This window comes from Bradyrhizobium sp. USDA 4341 (assembly GCF_054063755.1).
Window position 1 is genome coordinate 1,041,878 of the sequence record NZ_JBSSGO010000001.1, and the last position, 17,580, is coordinate 1,059,457.

The following is a 17,580-nucleotide window of genomic DNA, read 5'->3' on the forward strand; positions in this document are numbered from 1 at the left end:
TTTGGCTTAGCCTGTCTCGGACGAGCTCCCCGCGAGCGCCAACTGCGCCCAAAGAGGCCGCGAGGATCTGATCGCTCAGTTATGGTCACACTCGGAAGTCGCGCGGCTTTCCGCCAACGTCCGCTCGATCCCGGCGAGCAGACATCCGCTGATCATGAGGCGAAGTCGGGAAAGGGCCAACACCAGACGTTGTATGTGCGTTGAGACCATGCGCCTCACCATCCAACGCCGCGCTTTGCCAAGCCTCCATAAGATCGGCCAGTTCTTTCGCTTCCAAGCCGAAAGTGTCGGAAAGCGCGTCGTTGGAATATCCGAGCCACGCGTTCATCGCGGCAACATACTGTGAACGAGGCCTCAGCGCGTCGAACTGGACGCCCGACGCGGACCTGACGCGATAAGGGCGGAAGTCGGACACTTCTGCCCAGAGATATTGCTTTCGTCCAAAACGAGTGACTTGAAATCCATTCCTGTCGAGTTGTAGAGCTCCAACCAACAGAGTGCGTGCAGAAAGCACAATACCAAAGCCGAACAGGCCTACACCAAGGATAGACATTCCTATGCCAATGCCGGCAGTCTTATTGCCGGCCTGCAGACTTAAAAACGCAACAACGCAGGTAAAGATGGACGCAGCAGTCATCACGGCGCTCAGGATCATCGCAACCCACCACTTTAGCCGCGAAGAGGTCAACGTGATGGGCCCGGGATATGCCGCGAGGAGATTGCCTATTTTACTGTGACTGAAATTCTCAGACCGACTGCGCCTCGGCGCTCTATCTGCTTGAGCGGCCGTTTCAGCCCTGAGGCGTTTCCTGGCGCGGGCGTTCAACGCCATCGTCACGACAATCATGCCGACGCAAACGAGCACGCCGGCCAATCCGGGCCAGAAACCTTCATGCATTAAATTCCGGACTTCGACCTTCATAAAGGCGACGACAAAGGCCACGATGGCCAAGAGAGTAATAGTTTTGACGATCTTCATGGAATGACCAATGAACGACGCTGCTACCCGCTGCATTTGAGTTTTAGCGTAGCCGAAGCAACAATGCACGCCCCGCGTGTATACGCGGTTAATCGTCCGCCGCTGGCCGCCTGTCTTGCGTTCGATCGGCGTCCCAATAGAACAGGCATGCCGTCGAGCGGCCTTAAATGGCAGGCCGGGCACAGCCTGTCTTGAGGTTCGTTCCGGGTCAGACTGAGACCTCGCACCGGCGGGTCAGCACTTCATTCGGAAGCGGACTTCCTCACGGCCTGCGACCGGCCGACGTGGGAGAGCTCTGGTCACGATCATAGACCAGGCGCGGCTTCCCGAGGATCCGGTAGGCTTCAGTGACAGCGGCCGACCTTAAGAATGCGGACAGCGACATCCCGGCCACAGTTGCCGCCTCCACCAGGGCTCTCTTGTCCGCTTCGGTAGTCTTGAGCTTGAGCCAGGCCATCTTACAGGGTTGGTGAGGTAGCCATTGCCACGGCCCGGAAATCGTCCAGGTATTCTTGGCTCCTGATCGGCGCCTCGAGCTCGCGCAACATGCTCTCCATTTCTTCCGGCGGAAGCGGGTCAATGGGGCCGGTGCCGGGCTGCGGGGCTTGGAAGGCCAGCCACTTCGGCTGGTCGTTGTCGCGACGGCATAGATACCCACCAGATGCTTTCGTCAGCGTCTCCAGGACGAGTTGCCCGTCGCGCGTTGCTCCAACGATCAGCAGGGTACGCTCAGCCGGCAACTGGTTGGGATGGGGAAGGGCAGAATTGACCACCCAGAGCGACCGCCTCTGATTCGGTCGCCCCTTGGCGAAGAACAGGAGCGTTCCGATCCGCGGCGTGCGACCTTTGAGTACTTCGATCTCGCCATCAACCAGGTCCAAAGAGCGTAGCGTTGAAGCCACCTCCTCCGGTGATCGCGTGCCAAAAAGAACTGCTATGGCTGTGGTCATCTCTACATCATCCCCGGGCCTTCGAGGTTCTCTCGGAGGTCGAATTTGTTGGTGATCGCCGAAAAGGCTGTCAAAGCCCCCACCAATGCTTGGCATTTCGCCGGGTCGCTCGCGATCTCCATGATCGATTCAACCCGCTTGGGGCCGACAATCTTTGCGATTTGGATCCGGACACGGTCTTCCGGCGAGAACTCTACGTTTTCGGCGTCGACCGTGTCCCACTTCTCTTCTTCCCCGTCGTCCGGCCGGACGTAACCGCCGAACGATTTCAGGATGCCCCGGAGAATGTCGTCGTCACCAAAATTCGTCGACAGAAGCGTCCGATCTCCCGAATAGATGTCCAGGGAGTCGCCAATCGATCCGTCAAAGATCCAGAGCGTGCTGAAGCTGTCCTTGCCCTTCCGGGTAAACGACAGCGTACCGATAACCAAGTCCGTTTTCCCACCGAAGGTTTCGATGCCATCCTCCACCAGTCCGGTTGCACGGAGCGCGGCAACGATTTCCGGGGCATTGTGGCGACCAAAAGCGATGGCGTTGGCGGAACGAGACATAAAGGCGGTACCCTGTCTAGAGCGATATTGGCGATTGGTGGTTTCGGATCCAGCCGATTTGCCGGAGGATAGCTTATCGGCTTGACGTATTGAGCCGGGATAACAAACGCTTGCTTCGCAGTTTGTCGGCTAGGAGCTGAGTTCCGGGAATGCCGTTTGTTGAGATCTTAGACCTTCGATCCCGTGGTCGCTGCTTCAGAATCGAGGCCTTTGGCGCGAGCGGCGTGACTATAGATCGTTGAGACCCCTGCCGGGAGTTTTTCGTTGATGGATTTGGTGAACTTTTCGAGACTCACGAGGGCTTCCTCCTGGCTGGCCGCCTCAGGCAATCCAGGGACGAACAACGTCTCTCCGGCATAGCCGCGACGGGCGACGCCTTTGATGAATTCGATCAGAACTGACGGTTCTCCGCGGGCGATCGGGAGCGCACCGGCGGGCAGCCCGTCACCGAAACCAATCTGTCCTGACGCAAAGCAATAGGCGTGCATTCGAAGTTCTCCCATAGGACTACGGCCGCGACCTTACTCTAATCCTACGGCGACGATCTATCGAGTTCACCTAAAAATGGTAAACACTGTCCCGGCTTGCTCTCGCGGTTAGCGCATGGTTTGGTGCTCGACCCCTCCAAGGACCATTCACCATGATGTCCAAGCCTATTTTTGCCGCACTGCTCGGGCTGCTTATGTCGCCGGCGACGGCCCAATTTGCTCCGCTCACCCCGATCAATCCAGGCGCTTCCCACGACACCGTTCCGCTCAGACCGCTAGATCCGGCCGGCACACCGAAGGTCCCGCTCGGCCAGCTTGTCCCGCAAGAGGCGCCTCAAACCAAGCGGCTGGGCACGCTGGTGTGTCCGGCGGTCGCAAATGCTTCGGCAGGCGCTCTCATCAGGGCGGCTTGTAATTTCAATCCGGCACTGCCTGGGCCGGTCTCCGGCTATTCTGTTTCAGTGACCCTTTCAGCAGCCGTGCCATCCTCGGTTGGCTCGGGATCGCTGGTGTGGTCGGTCGTCCTGCCCGCCCTGCTGGGCGCCGACACGTTGTCCGGCGACTACGATGGAGCGGATGGCGTGTTGGCGGGCGGCCCTACCGGTGCAGTGTCGCTGATCCCACTGAACATTCCCGGCGCGAGCACCAATCTTGCCCCCTATGCGCTCCAAGCCAGATTGGATCGCGTAAGCTAATCCTACACCTTCAGATAGAATTCTTGATTTCGCCACGATTGAGGCCAACTTCCGGCCTGAATCAAGTGCCTGATTGTTCCTGTAATTCCCCGGATCAGCTGATCCCGTGAATTCTCTCAATCAACTTTCGGGCCGCGGCAACGCGGCCCCTTTTTTGTCTGCCGCCCAGCGCTCAGGTCGAGGATGCTTTCGTCGTCTGGAACGGTATCGTCGGTAACGGTCCAGCGCTGGCCACCAGCGGCCGAACTCCTCAACCCGAGATCGGCTGGTAGGCCGGATGGCCCTGCTTCAACCTTTGAAGCAAATGACCGAGGAAAGACGAAACCGCGAAGGCGTCTCGAAGCTTGCCGTGCCCGCTTTCGACTTTGAGCCTAACACTGGAGCCATCGTCGAGATCGAGGTCAATCGCGCGGAAATCCTGTAGCCCACTCTCGCCAACAATGAAGGCGATCTCGTCGGAGTCCTCCGCGATCGTCTGCACGCCCAGCACAGCCCCGATCTCCGTCGCCTGAGGTGCCTTCATCAACTCACTTGCTTTCTCGACCAGGTCCGGATGCGCGGCCGCCGGGCGAAAGCCGGACGAGTTCTCCAGGTATTTGTTGGTACAAAATCGGACATGATCGACGGGCATTTTGAGACCGGCACGTTGATTTCGGTAGGGCCGATGGTTTCTATCCTGGCGCCCTAACGTAGCTCGAGAGCGCGCAAAAGTCTGGGCGAGCCGTCAGGGACTAGGCCGTTTGGCTTAAGGCTGCTCTTTTAAGTTCCGGGAAGGTTGTTTATCTTCGCGGGGAAGCTCGGCGTTGGCTGCAGAGTTCCTACGGAAGGCGATTTTCGATGAGACCTTCGATTGCGATGGCTGACCATCATGACCAGGTTCGCGAGATCCTGGATCGGGCGGGCCTGCGCAACGCGAGACTTTTCGGATCGTCAGCACGCGGCGAAGACACCGAGGACAGTGATCTGGACCTGTTGGTGGAGGCCCCTCAGGGTACCACGCTGTACGACTTGGCGAGGGTTGAGCTCGAGCTCGAGGCCCTCTTGGGGTGCAGGGTTGAGGTTCTCACAGAGGGCTTTCTTGCCCCGGATGTTACCAGCAGGGCTGACGCGGACCTGACGCCCATCCCATGAACAAGCGAACCTGACGCCACTGGTTAAGCGTTATCGTCTCCTGGGGCGAGCGCGTGCAGAGGCATGTGGACGGCGTCGACCGTTCCAGATTTCTGGCCGACGAGATGGTTCAGGACGCCGTTGCTAGGTGCATTGAAGCGCTCAGCGAGGCAAGCTGGATGATCTGGATTCCGGAACTGGACCGAACGGTCCCTGACCTCAACTTCAAGCTCGCCCGGATGATGACGACCGTATGTCCCGCGGCTACTTGCGGATCGATTGGGGCATCGTATGGGACACTGCATCCACATCGATCCGAAAGCCGTGGAGGCGGCAAGATCCCTCGTGCGGAAATACGACGATGACGACGGCACAGGCGGATGAGCTTCGGACGGTCCTCCCGGAATATCAGGAGGACCGTTCGCCTTGCCGCAGTTTGAGCTCGGGAGCGGCGATCGGGCAGCAGCCACCACGGAGCGGCAGGTCAACTAGGTAGCTTTGCTAATCCCGCCCAATTCGCAATACGGGCTCACTGACCCCGCGTCATTATCCGTGGTCATCACGAACTGCATATAGCCGTCGAGGGGACTGTAACCGCCCGCCGGAGGCGAGCGATTAGCAGAAAAGTGGATCTCGAATCCGGGGCCACGGATCGTATCGATGTGTTCCGCAAGCGTCGTTATTGCAGATGCGAGCTGAAACAGGATGAGGACGATTGTTGTCTTACGGGTGGGTTTCACTGTGATCTCCTAGTGCGCCTCGCCGACATCCAGTGGCGGAGCGTGCCGTGCGATCTAGCAGCGTTGATTGCTACGATCCCGGTACGATTTTTAAACACGAGCGGATTCTCGGTCAGGTACGAGCGGAGCGCCGACACCCTCAATATCGCTCAGCTGGCCGGTTATGCCGATGTGGAGATCACACTCTCGGTCTCCAGGAGCGCGGACGTGCAGGTCACCTTTGGACCAGACGGCGCCGGTGCGACGGCTAACCTGTGCCGTCCCATGTAGACGGGCATATTTGGCTTCAGGGAGTCATGTTGAACAGTCTGGCAGCCGGGCAGGCCTGTCTAAGCCCCTGCCATTCGCCGGCCGGGAAACGAGGAAACCCCGCCTCATAGCGGGGTTTCCTCGTTCGCGGGCCGACTATGCCCAAATCGCGGGCTTTCTATGCTGTGAACGAGACTTGTTTCTTTTTTCCACGAATCCTTGCGGCCGTCCGGTCCAAATCCGTTGACGAGTCCTTGAAAACACCGGACCGTCAAACTCGGTTTGATGGGGTTTCAGGGGGTTTAGTAATGCGCGGGGTGAAGATAATCGCGATCGCCATGGCCGTCGCTGCGGCTGTCGTATCTGGCAACGCGGCACACGCCCAGAGTTCGATGGTGAACGGCGTTCCGGTCTCGGAATTCGAAATGGGGGCGGCGTTCTGGTACGCCAATTCCAAGAAGTTTGGCGTCAATCTGTTCGACAATACGGGCGCCAAGGTCTCCCAGTTGGACTTCAGCGGTGCCTCCGCAGTTACGCTCGAAGTGAACTTCAAGCTGTCGAGCCTTTCGACCGGCCTCTGGCTGCGTGGCATGGGCGGCGGCGGCATCAACTTTGGCGGCAACCTCGTCGACCAGGATTTTGTCGATAGTTTGGGTTACAGCAACACCAGCTCCAAGCTCGGTGGATCGCAGACACCGTATTATTTCGGCGCGGATATCGGCTGGAACCCCTGGTTCACCGATAACTGGAAGCTGAAGGTCGCCCCGTTCCTGGGCATTTTCTACAACAGCGATCAGTTCCTGGCGAACAGCCTCTCCTGCAACGTCGTGAACGTGAATACCGGCTGTCCCGCGCTCGGTGCGTCTCCGGCCGTCACGGCCGGCACCGATGTGATCCGCAATACGGTCACTTTCTGGGGACCCCGCATCGGTCTTTCGGCGAGCTACCCGATCACCCCTCGCTTCTCGATCAATGCTGAGGGCGACTACCTTTTCCTCGGACAGTACAAGAACGTCGACAATCATCTTGTCCGCCAGGTCGACTTCACCGACCGCAGCTCGAATGGCACGGGCTACCAGTTCCAGGCATCGGTCGACTACAAGTTTCCGGATTCCGGCTGGAACATCGGCGCCGGCTATCGCTGGTGGCACTTCGAAAGCGGCAATGCCGGTACCGAGGGCTATGACACCTACTCCACCAACAAGCTCGACGCCTCCGGCTTCTTCGGTCGCGCCAACTTTGCGTTCTAGAATAGTGTTTTATGGAAATTGGAGCCTCGGATGAGCGGGACGACGACTATCGAGCGGGTCGAGACCCTGATCAGCAATGATGGCAAGGTCGCCGTCGTTGTCCCGATGATGCCGGCACAGGCGATTGGTTATCGGTTGATCGATGCCGAGAACCTGGTGTTCGCGCTCGTCGGCGACGGCGCTGGGGCCGGCGCGCACGCATTTGGCATGGCGGAGACGGCTCAGGGCGCCTGGCAGATCCTGGTCGACACCGAGAACCTCTTTGTCGTTGAGCTCGGTGAGGAGTTGATGAGCCTGTTCGACGAGCGCGGCGAACTTGCGCAGGGCATCCTGCAAGAACTGGCTCGACTTCAGCAGCTCGCAGAGGACATCAGTCAGCGGCACAATATCGACGTCTTCGATCCGGCGAGCCGCGCCCAGAGCGTCCGAGATGGCTTAATCTCAGCGGACGACGCAAAGGCTCTCCCGCTGATCGAGCGCAACGTTCGCGACTACGAGCTGGCGCCTGTCTGAGCTTACGCAGGGACGAGCATCCCTGTCTTGTGTCTTGCCGTTCGAGCTGATGGCTTTGTGCGGATCAGCTACTTCCCATGGAGATCTGCTATGGCCGAGACGCCTGAGAACAATGTCGACTTGGTCGCCCTCGTTCCTGGTTTCCACGTAGGCGAATTCGCAACCGTTCACACGGAATATTCGGCGTCCAAGGGCATGTCCCGCGTGACGATGTGGGTGAGCCGAGAGCGCGGTGACGAGCTGCGAGAAGCCGGATTGAAATTGCGTGAAGAGATCAGGCAGCGCGAGACGCAGCCGGCCGACGAGAATCGTTCCCTGGCCCCCTGAAGACAAAGCGACAAAAAGTGAAAAAACGGCGGGAGGACCGCCGCTTTTTTGGGTCAACAATTGAGTTGGAGGCCGAGGCTAGTGCGGCGTTGCCGCAATACAGGCGTTGATCCAGGTCTGGCTCCGGGGTTGACCATTCTTTCCCGGCGCAGAGCAGAACGCCACAGTGTCAAACGGCACGACGCCGCTCGCAGTCGAGACGACGCCGGCGCCGGCCCTCCCGACCCCGCCGCCGTTGCCGGTCGATGCGATATTGAGATCCTCCGGTTTTGCGCCATTCGCTACTATCGGTGCCGGCTCTACCGGAGGCTGGACGGGAGCGTTGATCCAGGAATCCGTGACGATCACAGCGTACGGATACGCGGTTGTCGGTATGTCTGCTTTGGGGTCCGGTATAGCCGTAGCGATCATTTGATAGCCGCGGAAGGTGGTTTCGCGGAGCGAGGAGTTGAGGCTCGCTATGTAATCGCCGACGGCATCCGCATGGGCGAAGGTGTAGGTCTTGCCGTTCGGCTGGCATGTCGGCCCTTGGTAATCACATAGCGACACATCCGTCGACGGGAATTGATCCTGCCAGTTCACGTTATAGACACGCGCGAAACCCTGATGCTGGGGCAATTGCCCATAGGTCGCGTCCATCGGATCCGAACTCCAGAAGATCAGCGCTTTGCCGAAGCCGGGATCCGTCATGGGGAAGACAATCGTGAAGTTCCAGCCCATTGAGGCGAGCGCATCCATCAGTGTTCTGGCGTCGAATGCAGGGGCGTTGTTGATCGTGCAGACGTACTGCGGAGAGCCGCCCCCGCCGGCGTAGACGGTGCCTGCAAGCAACCCGCTGCAGTTCACCGAATAATCGCTGGAAAGAATGTTGAGGGCCGCTCCGTCGGTGGTCGGAGGAATCGTGCCGTCAAAGTTGGCGTCGATAAAGGGCTGCTTCATGGTGTAGACGAAGCCCGCGTCGCCAGTGCCATGTGTGGGAAACGCCCAGCTGTAATCGATGTAGACGCCCTTGGCGAAAGCAGACGCATTCGGAAGTGCCGGCGACACATCCGGAGGAAGCGTCTGAACTGCCTGCATCGGCCAATTGGCTGGAGACGGATCGTTGGCAGTGGTCCAGTCTCCAGGATTTCCGCTTGCCGGAGGCTGACTGCCGTCGATGGCTCGCGCCGGGGAGGACAGCATCACCGCGAACACTGAAATGGCGACGAGGGATGTACGGATCCCGACTTGAGCACGCATGCGAAGGCTCCGGCGATGTACGCGGGGGATGTAGGACCCCGAATGAAGGACGATTATGGCTTCTCAATGGTGCTTGTGTAAGGGCACAGCTCCAAGGATTTGACTACTGTCCCCTTCTCTTGAAAATGTCCAATCCAGATTTGTTAGCGATATTTCAGTCCTTGCAACTTGCGACTTGCGGGGGGCCGGTACAGCATAACGATTGCAGCAATAGGCTCCTGCGGGGAATTTGGAATGCTTCAGCCGCCGGCGAAATCGGTCCCGGAGTTCGGAAAGCGTCAGGTGCGGCCGGCAATGCGCCGGGTCGAGCCCGCACGACCACGTTCCAGTCTCGGTCCTCGCCGCGTCCCGGGCGCCAGCTTCCGCTCCTTTGTTGCTCCCGGCGCTACCGCACATCTGCCCAAGACGATGTCTCACGGCGGCAGCAGGCTCTCTGTCGTGCTCGCCCTGGCTGCCGGTGTTATCGTCGGTACGGCCGTTGGGCCGTCGGCCGTTTCCCAGATCGGGAGTGCATCGGCGGCCGTCAGCCAGATAGTGATCCCGCCGGCCGCGACGTTGACGGCAAGCCTCTCTTCGGCGCTGGGCCAGGAGATTTCTCGGGCTCAGACGTTCGCAGTCGAAGTTCAGACCCACGACGACGAGGCCATGCGGCAGGCTGTGGCGCGGGCTCCCGATGTTGCGGGCGCCGCTATCAACGTAGCCCAGGATCTGGCTTCCGGGGCTCGTGATGCCCTCGCCGAGACGGGGCATGCCGTGTTGACCTCGGCGCATGAGGCCTACGACGGAGCCAAGTCGAGCGCAACGAATTGGCTGAATGAACAGGTGGCCGAGGGCGTTGCGTCCGCCAAGCTGATGAAGCGGGAGCTCTCCCCTGCGATGGCCGCCCTGACGGCGCTCGCCGATCGCACGGCCAACCAGATCGCGGATGACATGGATCGTTCCGAGCGCCTGGCGCAGATGGAGCGAACGGGCCTTATCGTCGATGCCGCCTCCCTGCCCTCCCCGGCGGAGAACGATGCTCGCATTGCCATGGACGCCCAGGCGCTGGTGAGGGCGAGCGAACAGAAAATCGCGGCTGTCGAGCCATCCAGGATTGATCTCTCCGATCTTGGCCCCCATGCCACCAAGGCACATAAGGGCTTTGGGCCGGCGAACGCCTATGCCTATTCAGGGTATGAACTCACCGGAAACACGGTCAAGATTGGCGGCGAGAAGGTCGATGCTCACGTGGTGAGATCGATCACCCATGCCGCTAAGGTCACCGGCAACGATCCGGTCTATCTGGCCTCAGTTGCCTCACGCGAGTCGAGCTTCCGGCCGCAATTGCAGGCTTCGACGTCGAGCGCCTCGGGGCTCTTCCAGTTTCTGAAGCAGACCTGGCTCCAGGTGATGAAGAACTTCGGGTCCCAATACGGCTACGAGGACGTCGCCAAGGAGATCAAGGCGGCCCCGCGAGGCTACGTCGTCGCCAACCCGGCGAAGCGCGCGCAGATCCTTGCAATGCGCTCGGATCCGCTCGCCTCGGCCACCATGGCGGCAGCGATGGAAAAGAGCGATCGCGCCGTCATCGAAAAGGTCCTGGGCCGCGCGCCGACGGCGGGCGAGCGCTATATGGCGCACTTCTTCGGCTCGGCCGAAGCCGCCCGCTTCCTCAGCCTCGCAAAGCAATGGCCCGATGGTCCGGCAGCGGACTATTTCTACAAGGCTGCAATGGCCAACAAGTCGCTGTTCTGGGGCAAGGACGGCACGAAGAAGACCTTCACCCAGGTCGCAGCCGGTTTCAAAACGTGGTTCGAGGGGCCGGACGGTGGAATGCGTCGTTTCCAGGCGTTCGAGCAGGCGGCGGCCGCCGTTGATGACATTGCGCCGACTGCCACCCAGCGCGAGGCGTCGCGCCCGGCTGCGGTCGCCGCGCCCCGAGCCGAGCGGCATGCCAGTGTCACGACGAAGCACCGCGCTCACCCGGTGGCAACCCCGACGCAGGCCGCTGCTGCCGAGAAGCCGGCCGGTCATGCTCGGTCGGCCAGTGCGCCGGCGCCGGTGACCCCGCAGGTTCAGGTCGCCGCGCTTGATGGGCCAACAGAAGCCGCCAAGCCCGCAGGCGAGACGATCGTCTACGAGACGGAGTATGTCCGCACCCCCATCGTTCCGGGGAAGCCTGCCAGCTATCGCCTCACCTCCGGCCGGATCGTGAGTTACATCGATGCGCATGGCAAGCTGAGCAGCATGGCCACGTCTGTTGCCCGATCGGAGATCATCGAGAGCTTCGGCCCCAACTTCAGCCGACTGCCGGCGTCGATTCAGGATCACCTGAAGAATGCATCGCAGTTCGATCTGAACATGCTGGCGCCCTATGCCAAGCTGATGCCGAGGACCATGCGCGACGGCTTTGCGTCCGAAGGCCTCGTGTTCGTTGATGCGGTGCCCCAGACCGGCGGGAGGCTTGTTGCTGTAAGGGTTCCGAAGAGGGTCGTCGGGTCAACCGTCGTTGCCAGTGCTGCACAGACTGCGGCCCCTCAGAGCGAACCGGCACACGCAGAACCCGAGGTGACGCCCGAGTCGCAGGTCACGGTCGTTGCCGATCGACAGGGCGAGACGCCTCAGCCAATGATGACGCGGGCGGCTTCGGCCGGCAGCGTGGGTCAATTCACTTCCGTCGATCCGAGGTCGGCCACCAAGATCTCTGCGGATGCATCGCCGCTGGCTACTGACAACGGTCCCAACCATCAGCCTGGGCATGAGCCGCCCGAGCGACCAAAGGTGGTGCACGCCGATCAGTATCTGCGTGAAGAAGACGAGCCGTACGCTCCGCGCTTCGGGCTCTGATCGAGCACTTCTATTCACGACCTCGCGGCGCATTACAAAGCATGCACCGATAGGTCGTGAGGTCCAGTGTGCGCAGCTGAGAGCCCGAAGGATTCCGCCTTGCAGCAGCGCGATCTAGAATCCGGTCACTCGACGTCCTGTCTGATCTCAACCTCGAAAGCTCGACGATGGCGAAAAATAACCGATACGGCTACGAACCCTATTTTGATGAAGTCGGCACCAGAATCCGCCTTGTTGAAGGCGGCGGCATTCCCTTTCGTATCGCTCAGCTCGCTGCCATCGAGGAAGTCCGGGGTGTCATGGGAGACATCGCGGAATCTGATCTTTCCGGGCGCCTCAAGGAAAATCCAGACATGATGGAAGACCTTGAGAAACGCGCCGAAGAACTCGAGGCCATGAAAGAGACTGATGTCGGCGGCCAGCCGCTCGTCCTTTCGGAAGAACAGAGCAAGGTGCTCAAGGCCCTGGAGAAGCAGGGCGAAGTGTCGGGTTTTATCGACCTTGGTAATGATCGCACGTTTTTTAGCGAGCAGGTGCAGATCTATCTCCAGGGCGGACCTATCGAATATGACAAGATCATCGAGTTTGCCGACGACGAAGGTCATGAGACCTTCCTTCGCGAACTTGGTGTTCAGTCGGCCATGACGCCATAACGGTCTTCGCGTCTCGTTACGGATGAGCCGCCCGGCGCCGGCTCAAGACCTCATCGATCTGGTTCGCGACCAGTACGGCACCGCCAACTACGGATCGAACTCGGCCAGGACCCGACGCTGCCTTGGGTTGGGCCGTCAGGCAGCCCCAAATCATTGGAAATCGGGGATTTCGACGGTGGACAATGCCCGCACCGTCGCTAAGGCCTTCCCGTTCGCGGAGAAACGTTTACCAACTCGCTATCGAATCCTTGCGAAGGATCGCGGCCGCGGCGATTCTATTCTGCAATCCCTGCTGATAGGCCCCAGGAGCCGAAATGAACGATTTGATCCAATCCCCCTTTGTCACAACGGAATTCGCCGAGAACCCCGAGATGCGGTGCCCTTGCGTTCTCGTAGCCGACACGTCCGAGTCCATGAAGGACAATGATGCGATCGGTGAGCTGAATGTTGGCCTCGTGGCCTTCAAGGACGAACTCGAGAAGGACGCGATGGCAAAAAAGCGCGTCGATGTGGCGGTCGTCAGCTTCGGCGGCAGGGTCGAAGTCGTTCAGGAATTCACCGGGGTCGAAACCTTCTACCCTCCCAAGCTGAAGGCCTCCGGTGACACGCCGGCCGGAGAAGCACTGATGCTGACCATGCAGCTGATCCGCGAGCGCAAGACACTCTACAGGGCCAATGCCATTCCATATTACCGTCCCTGGATCGTGTTCCTGACCGACGGCCGCCCCACCGATCAGTGGCACGCCGCGGCCGCGGCCGTCCGCGAGGGTGAAGCCGCGAAGGCCTTTTCCTTCTTCGCTTGCGGCGTCCGCGGCGCCGACATGGCGACGTTGTCCCAGATCGCTCCCGAGGCTCGTCCGCCGGTGCGGCTGCTCGAGACCCGCTTCACCGAGATGTTCCGCTGGCTGTCCTCCTCGCTGTCGGCCGTGTCGCACTCCAAGGGGCCCGATGACAAAGTCGCGTTGCCAGCCCCGGTCGGTTGGACCAGTGTCGGCTGAGCTCATTGCAAGCGACGTCTCGTGGCGGGTCGCTGCGGCGAAAGCCGTAGGCACTGCGCATATCGCACAGGGTACCGGGTGTCAGGATGCCTTCCGGTGCGAAATCCTACGCGACCATGACCACCGCGAGGTCCTGGTCGCGGCGGTTTCGGATGGCGCAGGCAGCGCGTCCCGGTCGGAAGAAGGTGCCGCGATCGCTTGCGGGGAATTCGTCTCCTGCGTGGCTCGCTTCCTGGCAAACGGCCGCCGGCTGCCCGATCTGGACGTCGCAACCGTCCTGCAATGGATCGATCAGGTTCGACATACTATCGCGGGCGCTGCGCTCCGCGAGGATGCTGTCCCCTCCGACTACGCGTGCACCCTGCTTGCAGTCATTGCTCAGGGACGTCACCTGGCGACGCTGCAGATCGGCGACGGGGCCATTGTCTTTTCTGACGGCCGGGAATGGCGCTGGTGCTACTGGCCGATGCACGGCGAGCACGCCAACAGCACGTTTTTCGTCACCAGTGACGATGTGCATGCCCAGCTGGCCTTCGACCTGCAGGAAATTGACTTCGAGGAGCTCGCCCTCTTCACCGACGGGCTGGAATGGATGCTGTTGCACCGCCAGACCCACAGCGTGCACGCCCCGTTTTTCTCGGAGATGATGCCGCCGGTGCGAAAGCTGTCGCCCGGGGTCGACGGGAGGCTCTCATGTCTTCTCGGCGAGTACCTTGGATCTCCGGCTGTCAATGCCCGGACCAACGACGACAAGACCCTCGTGCTCGCCACACGCCGCGGCGCCTCGCAAGCGGTGTAGCGGATGTCTTCCCCCACCCTCACTCCCGGTCGAATTGCCGCCGCTCTCCCGACCGGAAAGGCGCTCGACGACTTGCGCATTGGCCGAGGTGGTGAAGGCGATGTCTACCGGGTCCCCCGGGCGCCAGGATATGCCGTCAAGCAATATCGCGCGCTGCCGTCCGAGGAGCGCCAGTCGAAGCTGCGGCTGATGTGCACCATGCCGGCGGAAAGCATCCGCTCTCAATCTGCGTGGCCGGTGGAAACCATCGATGACGGGTCTGGCAAAACGATCGGCTTTGTCATGCCCCTGATCGAGGGGCACAAAGACATCCATCAGCTCTACGGTCCGAAGAGCCGCCGCAAGGAGTTTCCCAACGCTGATCTGAGGTTTCTCGTTCATGTGGCAGGCAACGTAGCGCGAGCGTTTGCCGCGGCTCACCAGGACGGCATCGTGATTGGCGACGTCAATTTCGGCGGCATCACCGTCAGCCGAGACGGGACCGTCAAGTTGCTCGATTGCGACAGCTTCCAGATCCAGGAATCCGGGCGGACCTATTTCTGCACCGTGGCTCAGCCTGCGTTCTGTCCGCCAGAGCTCCACGGAAAGCCGCTGCATTCGGCGCTCCGGACCCCCAATCATGACAATTTCGGGCTCGCGGTCGTCATCTTCCATCTGTTGGTAGCCGGGCGGCATCCCTTTGCCGGCCGCTATTCCGGTGTTGGGGAGATGATGTTGGAGCGTGCGATCCCCGAGCTGCGTTACGCCTATGGCGAACACGCCGCGGACAAGCAGATGCAGCCGCCTCCGGGCGTCGCTCCCGTGGTCGACATTGTTGGCATGGAGATTGCGGCTGCCTTTGAACTGGCCTTCGGGCCAGCCGGCGTGAGCGGTGGGCGGCCCGATGCGCGGGCATGGATTGCCATGCTGTCTCGGCTCGCCGAATCTCTTGGGCGGTGCGACAAGAATTCCAGGCACTGGTTCCCCCTCGGCAGGAACTGTCCGTGGTGTGCCATGGAAGCGGCGAGCGGGGTTGCGCTGTTTGGCGCCGACGAGATTGTTTATGTCGCGGATCAGGCGGAGATCTTACCGTCCGATTGGAAGGCGATCGTCGAGGCGGTGAAGCCCGGGCTCGACGAGGCTCCATCCTTCGAGCACCAGCCGATCAAACCGGTACCGCGGAAAGGAACGTTGTTCGAGCGCTCTTTGTCGTGGTTCAAGCTGCTAGCGACAAGCCTGATCTTTCTCGGCTGCTGGTCGGTGAGTTCCTATCTGATCTGGCCCTGGGTAACATTCTTACTGCTTTGGATCATTGGCTTGAGGCTAGCCGACCGGGTCTTCGATCGCCCGAGCCATCGGCGAATGCGCAAGGAACGCAAGGCATTGTTCAAACGGCGAGAGACCGCCGTGGCGGATGCGATCGAGACTTTCAAGCGCACGTCTGAGCACTTTGCGCGAACCAGTTGCGATCTGCTGCACGTCATCGATACCTATCAGACCCTTAATCGGGAACGGACCGCAAAAATACGCTGGATGCGGAAGCACCCGCAGGAACTGCAGGTCCATCTCTATCTCCGCCGGTTTTCGATCGAGGACGCAGAGATCCTCAATATTGGACCGGCACGCAAGGCATTGCTTCTCGAGGCTGGCATCGAAACGGCGGCCGAGGTCACCGATGCCGCGCTCGATGGGGTCGTGGGCTTTGGCCCGTCGCTCCAGCAGGCCCTGTTCAATTGGCGCGCACAGCAGTTGCATGGTTTCCGATACGACCCATACTTCCAGGGGACTGTCGGAATCGCTGCAATCGATGCTGAATTCCGCAAGCGAATTGCGCCGCTGGCTCAACGGTTACGCGGCGCGGGTCGCGAGATGCAACGCCTGCGAACGGATAGTGATTTGAAGCGTGCCGCAATGGTCGACGCAATTGCCGCCATCGACCGGGAGATTGCGGCAATTGACCAAGCGCTCGCCTGAACGGCGGGACAAAGTGAGCTGACCGCGGTACGATGTCTCACAGAAGTGTTCGACCGGTAATCCAGGGAGCAGTTCTGGTTCAGGCCGGTGATGTAGTTGGACCCACATCATGGCCGACGATGTCCCGAGTATCTATCCCTCACAGGTACGGGCGGCGCGCGCGTGGCTGTTCTGGTCGCAGAAGGATCTTGCCAAGGTCGCAGGTCTTTCGGTGCAGTCGGTCAATCGTTTCGAGAACAGCGATGGCTCTCCGGACCGCGACATAGCCTTGCGCCTGCGCACGGCGTTCGAGTCCGCCGGCATCCAATTCGAATTCAACGGTACGCTACCAGCCGGTATCCACGGCCCAACCGAGCCGAGGCGCCGTCTGAAACCCAGATACCGGCGCCAGGATGACGATCCCGCCTAGATCCTGGGTGCCGGTCCTTGGTCGATCGCGGCGGTCAGCTTCTCGATATCCGCTCTGATCTCGTCGGCCTTCGCCCGCATCTGATTCAGTTCCGCCTCGGCGAGGCCAATATTGCGCTCCTCCACGAACAGGCCCCGGCGGCGATCCACCAGCTCATTGCGGAGTACCATGGCGGCCCCCTCACCGGCGTACCAAGTTTCGATCGCCGTTTGGATCGCTGCCAGCAACTTCGGTGTCACCAGGGCGGCCTTCTCCCAAATGCCGTCCGGGTGATAGCTGAACGGAGGGATCTTCGAGACACCGTCTTCGCGAGAAAATTCGATGCCTTCGATGAACTCGGCACGCTCGCCATTCACCTTGAACTTGTCGGGAACGGTGATGATGGTGCCCGTCCGGAAGCAGCCGGTCACTTCGATCTTGCCGTAACCGGGGATCGTCAGAATGGCCACTTCCCACTGGTGCAGGTCGAGAGGATTCTTGCTCGCCTCCCTCACCTCCGGAGCCCATAGCGGCTTGTCGTTCATCCGTCTTGGAACAGGCCAAACAACGCCGTTGAAGGACACTTTCGCGATTTCCTTGATGCCCTTCTTGATCGCGCCACCGGTCCAATTCCCGCTGCCGAGCTCGTGCTTGCGGATATAGTCTTGGCAAACTTGCGAGGCCTCGGCGAAATCCTTCACCTCCACCTGACGCGGACGTAGCCCTGTTACAGACCTCGCAGGATCCTGCCTGTGGTCGGGATTTCCGGCATCCGAGATGGTCACAAACATGGGCATCGAATTGGTCTCCTTGACGTGAACGAGACCGTACCTGCGGTGATTGCAAGCACCAAAGCAGACCAACCGGTCTTA

General features: G+C 60.5%; 20 protein-coding genes. 11 read left to right on the top strand and 9 right to left on the bottom strand.

What is annotated here, in order from left to right; genetic code table 11:
* Positions 1-85: 85 nt before the first annotated feature.
* The 5 genes from ACVIGB_RS05155 to ACVIGB_RS05175 form a co-directional block, all read right to left on the bottom strand.
* A complete protein-coding gene (locus ACVIGB_RS05155) occupies positions 86-979 on the bottom strand; it encodes a hypothetical protein (RefSeq protein WP_456717807.1) in 894 nt (297 codons plus the stop codon).
* A 262-nt stretch (positions 980-1,241) separates the two neighbouring features.
* Positions 1,242-1,436 (bottom strand): type II toxin -antitoxin system TacA 1-like antitoxin, encoded by a 195-nt coding sequence (locus tag ACVIGB_RS05160; protein ID WP_456717806.1) that lies wholly within the window; start codon positions 1,434-1,436, stop codon positions 1,242-1,244.
* A 1-nt stretch (position 1,437) separates the two neighbouring features.
* On the bottom strand, positions 1,438-1,929 hold the full coding sequence (locus ACVIGB_RS05165; RefSeq protein ID WP_456717805.1) for a hypothetical protein: 492 nt from the start codon (positions 1,927-1,929) through the stop codon (positions 1,438-1,440).
* Between the two features lie 2 nt (positions 1,930-1,931).
* Positions 1,932-2,480, bottom strand: coding sequence for a hypothetical protein (locus ACVIGB_RS05170; protein WP_456717804.1), 549 nt, complete (start codon positions 2,478-2,480; stop codon positions 1,932-1,934).
* Positions 2,481-2,647: 167 nt separating this feature from the next.
* Positions 2,648-2,968 (bottom strand): hypothetical protein, encoded by a 321-nt coding sequence (locus ACVIGB_RS05175; RefSeq protein ID WP_456717803.1) that lies wholly within the window; start codon positions 2,966-2,968, stop codon positions 2,648-2,650.
* Between the two features lie 152 nt (positions 2,969-3,120).
* Here ACVIGB_RS05175 and ACVIGB_RS05180 point away from each other — a divergent pair, with 152 nt between their 5' ends.
* Entirely contained in the window at positions 3,121-3,663 is a 543-nt protein-coding gene (locus ACVIGB_RS05180) for a hypothetical protein (protein WP_456717802.1), read from the top strand.
* Between the two features lie 250 nt (positions 3,664-3,913).
* Here the strand turns inward: ACVIGB_RS05180 and ACVIGB_RS05185 are convergent, their stop codons facing one another.
* The gene (locus ACVIGB_RS05185; RefSeq protein ID WP_456717801.1) at positions 3,914-4,294 is read right to left on the bottom strand and encodes a hypothetical protein; all 381 of its coding nucleotides are present in this window, start codon (positions 4,292-4,294) and stop codon (positions 3,914-3,916) included.
* Positions 4,295-4,518: 224 nt separating this feature from the next.
* Here ACVIGB_RS05185 and ACVIGB_RS05190 point away from each other — a divergent pair, with 224 nt between their 5' ends.
* Positions 4,519-4,794, top strand: coding sequence for a nucleotidyltransferase family protein (locus tag ACVIGB_RS05190; RefSeq protein WP_456717800.1), 276 nt, complete (start codon positions 4,519-4,521; stop codon positions 4,792-4,794).
* Between the two features lie 467 nt (positions 4,795-5,261).
* Here ACVIGB_RS05190 and ACVIGB_RS05195 read toward each other — a convergent pair whose 3' ends face one another.
* The gene (locus tag ACVIGB_RS05195; RefSeq protein ID WP_456717799.1) at positions 5,262-5,513 is read right to left on the bottom strand and encodes a hypothetical protein; all 252 of its coding nucleotides are present in this window, start codon (positions 5,511-5,513) and stop codon (positions 5,262-5,264) included.
* 407 nt (positions 5,514-5,920) lie between these two features.
* Here ACVIGB_RS05195 and ACVIGB_RS05200 point away from each other — a divergent pair, with 407 nt between their 5' ends.
* The 3 genes from ACVIGB_RS05200 to ACVIGB_RS05210 all read left to right on the top strand — a co-directional run bounded on the left by ACVIGB_RS05200 (position 5,921) and on the right by ACVIGB_RS05210 (position 7,852).
* Positions 5,921-7,012 carry an omptin family outer membrane protease gene (locus ACVIGB_RS05200; protein WP_456717798.1) on the top strand — a complete coding sequence of 364 codons (1,092 nt, stop codon included), beginning with the start codon at positions 5,921-5,923 and terminating at the stop codon, positions 7,010-7,012.
* 30 nt (positions 7,013-7,042) lie between these two features.
* Complete coding sequence (locus tag ACVIGB_RS05205) at positions 7,043-7,525, top strand: hypothetical protein (RefSeq protein ID WP_456717797.1); 483 nt, start codon at positions 7,043-7,045, stop codon at positions 7,523-7,525.
* Positions 7,526-7,615: 90 nt separating this feature from the next.
* Positions 7,616-7,852: a hypothetical protein gene (locus ACVIGB_RS05210; protein WP_456717796.1), complete on the top strand. Its 237-nt coding sequence runs from the start codon at positions 7,616-7,618 to the stop codon at positions 7,850-7,852.
* 78 nt (positions 7,853-7,930) lie between these two features.
* Here ACVIGB_RS05210 and ACVIGB_RS05215 read toward each other — a convergent pair whose 3' ends face one another.
* Complete coding sequence (locus tag ACVIGB_RS05215) at positions 7,931-9,091, bottom strand: hypothetical protein (protein WP_456717795.1); 1,161 nt, start codon at positions 9,089-9,091, stop codon at positions 7,931-7,933.
* 234 nt (positions 9,092-9,325) lie between these two features.
* Between ACVIGB_RS05215 and ACVIGB_RS05220 the strand changes: the two genes are divergently transcribed.
* The 6 genes from ACVIGB_RS05220 to ACVIGB_RS05245 all read left to right on the top strand — a co-directional run bounded on the left by ACVIGB_RS05220 (position 9,326) and on the right by ACVIGB_RS05245 (position 16,729).
* Positions 9,326-11,917, top strand: coding sequence for a transglycosylase SLT domain-containing protein (locus ACVIGB_RS05220; RefSeq protein WP_456717794.1), 2,592 nt, complete (start codon positions 9,326-9,328; stop codon positions 11,915-11,917).
* A 167-nt stretch (positions 11,918-12,084) separates the two neighbouring features.
* The gene (locus ACVIGB_RS05225; RefSeq protein ID WP_456717793.1) at positions 12,085-12,570 is read left to right on the top strand and encodes a hypothetical protein; all 486 of its coding nucleotides are present in this window, start codon (positions 12,085-12,087) and stop codon (positions 12,568-12,570) included.
* Between the two features lie 314 nt (positions 12,571-12,884).
* Positions 12,885-13,568, top strand: coding sequence for a vWA domain-containing protein (locus ACVIGB_RS05230; protein WP_456717792.1), 684 nt, complete (start codon positions 12,885-12,887; stop codon positions 13,566-13,568).
* Positions 13,558-14,367 carry a PP2C family serine/threonine-protein phosphatase gene (locus ACVIGB_RS05235; RefSeq protein WP_456717791.1) on the top strand — a complete coding sequence of 270 codons (810 nt, stop codon included), beginning with the start codon at positions 13,558-13,560 and terminating at the stop codon, positions 14,365-14,367. Before ACVIGB_RS05230 ends, ACVIGB_RS05235 begins: the two co-directional genes overlap by 11 nt.
* A 3-nt stretch (positions 14,368-14,370) precedes the next feature.
* Positions 14,371-16,320: a hypothetical protein gene (locus tag ACVIGB_RS05240; RefSeq protein WP_456717790.1), complete on the top strand. Its 1,950-nt coding sequence runs from the start codon at positions 14,371-14,373 to the stop codon at positions 16,318-16,320.
* A gap of 109 nt (positions 16,321-16,429) precedes the next feature.
* On the top strand, positions 16,430-16,729 hold the full coding sequence (locus ACVIGB_RS05245) for a helix-turn-helix transcriptional regulator (protein ID WP_456717789.1): 300 nt from the start codon (positions 16,430-16,432) through the stop codon (positions 16,727-16,729).
* Here the strand turns inward: ACVIGB_RS05245 and ACVIGB_RS05250 are convergent.
* The gene (locus ACVIGB_RS05250) at positions 16,726-17,505 is read right to left on the bottom strand and encodes a hypothetical protein (RefSeq protein WP_456717788.1); all 780 of its coding nucleotides are present in this window, start codon (positions 17,503-17,505) and stop codon (positions 16,726-16,728) included. The genes ACVIGB_RS05245 and ACVIGB_RS05250 overlap by 4 nt on opposite strands.
* Positions 17,506-17,580: the final 75 nt, after the last annotated feature.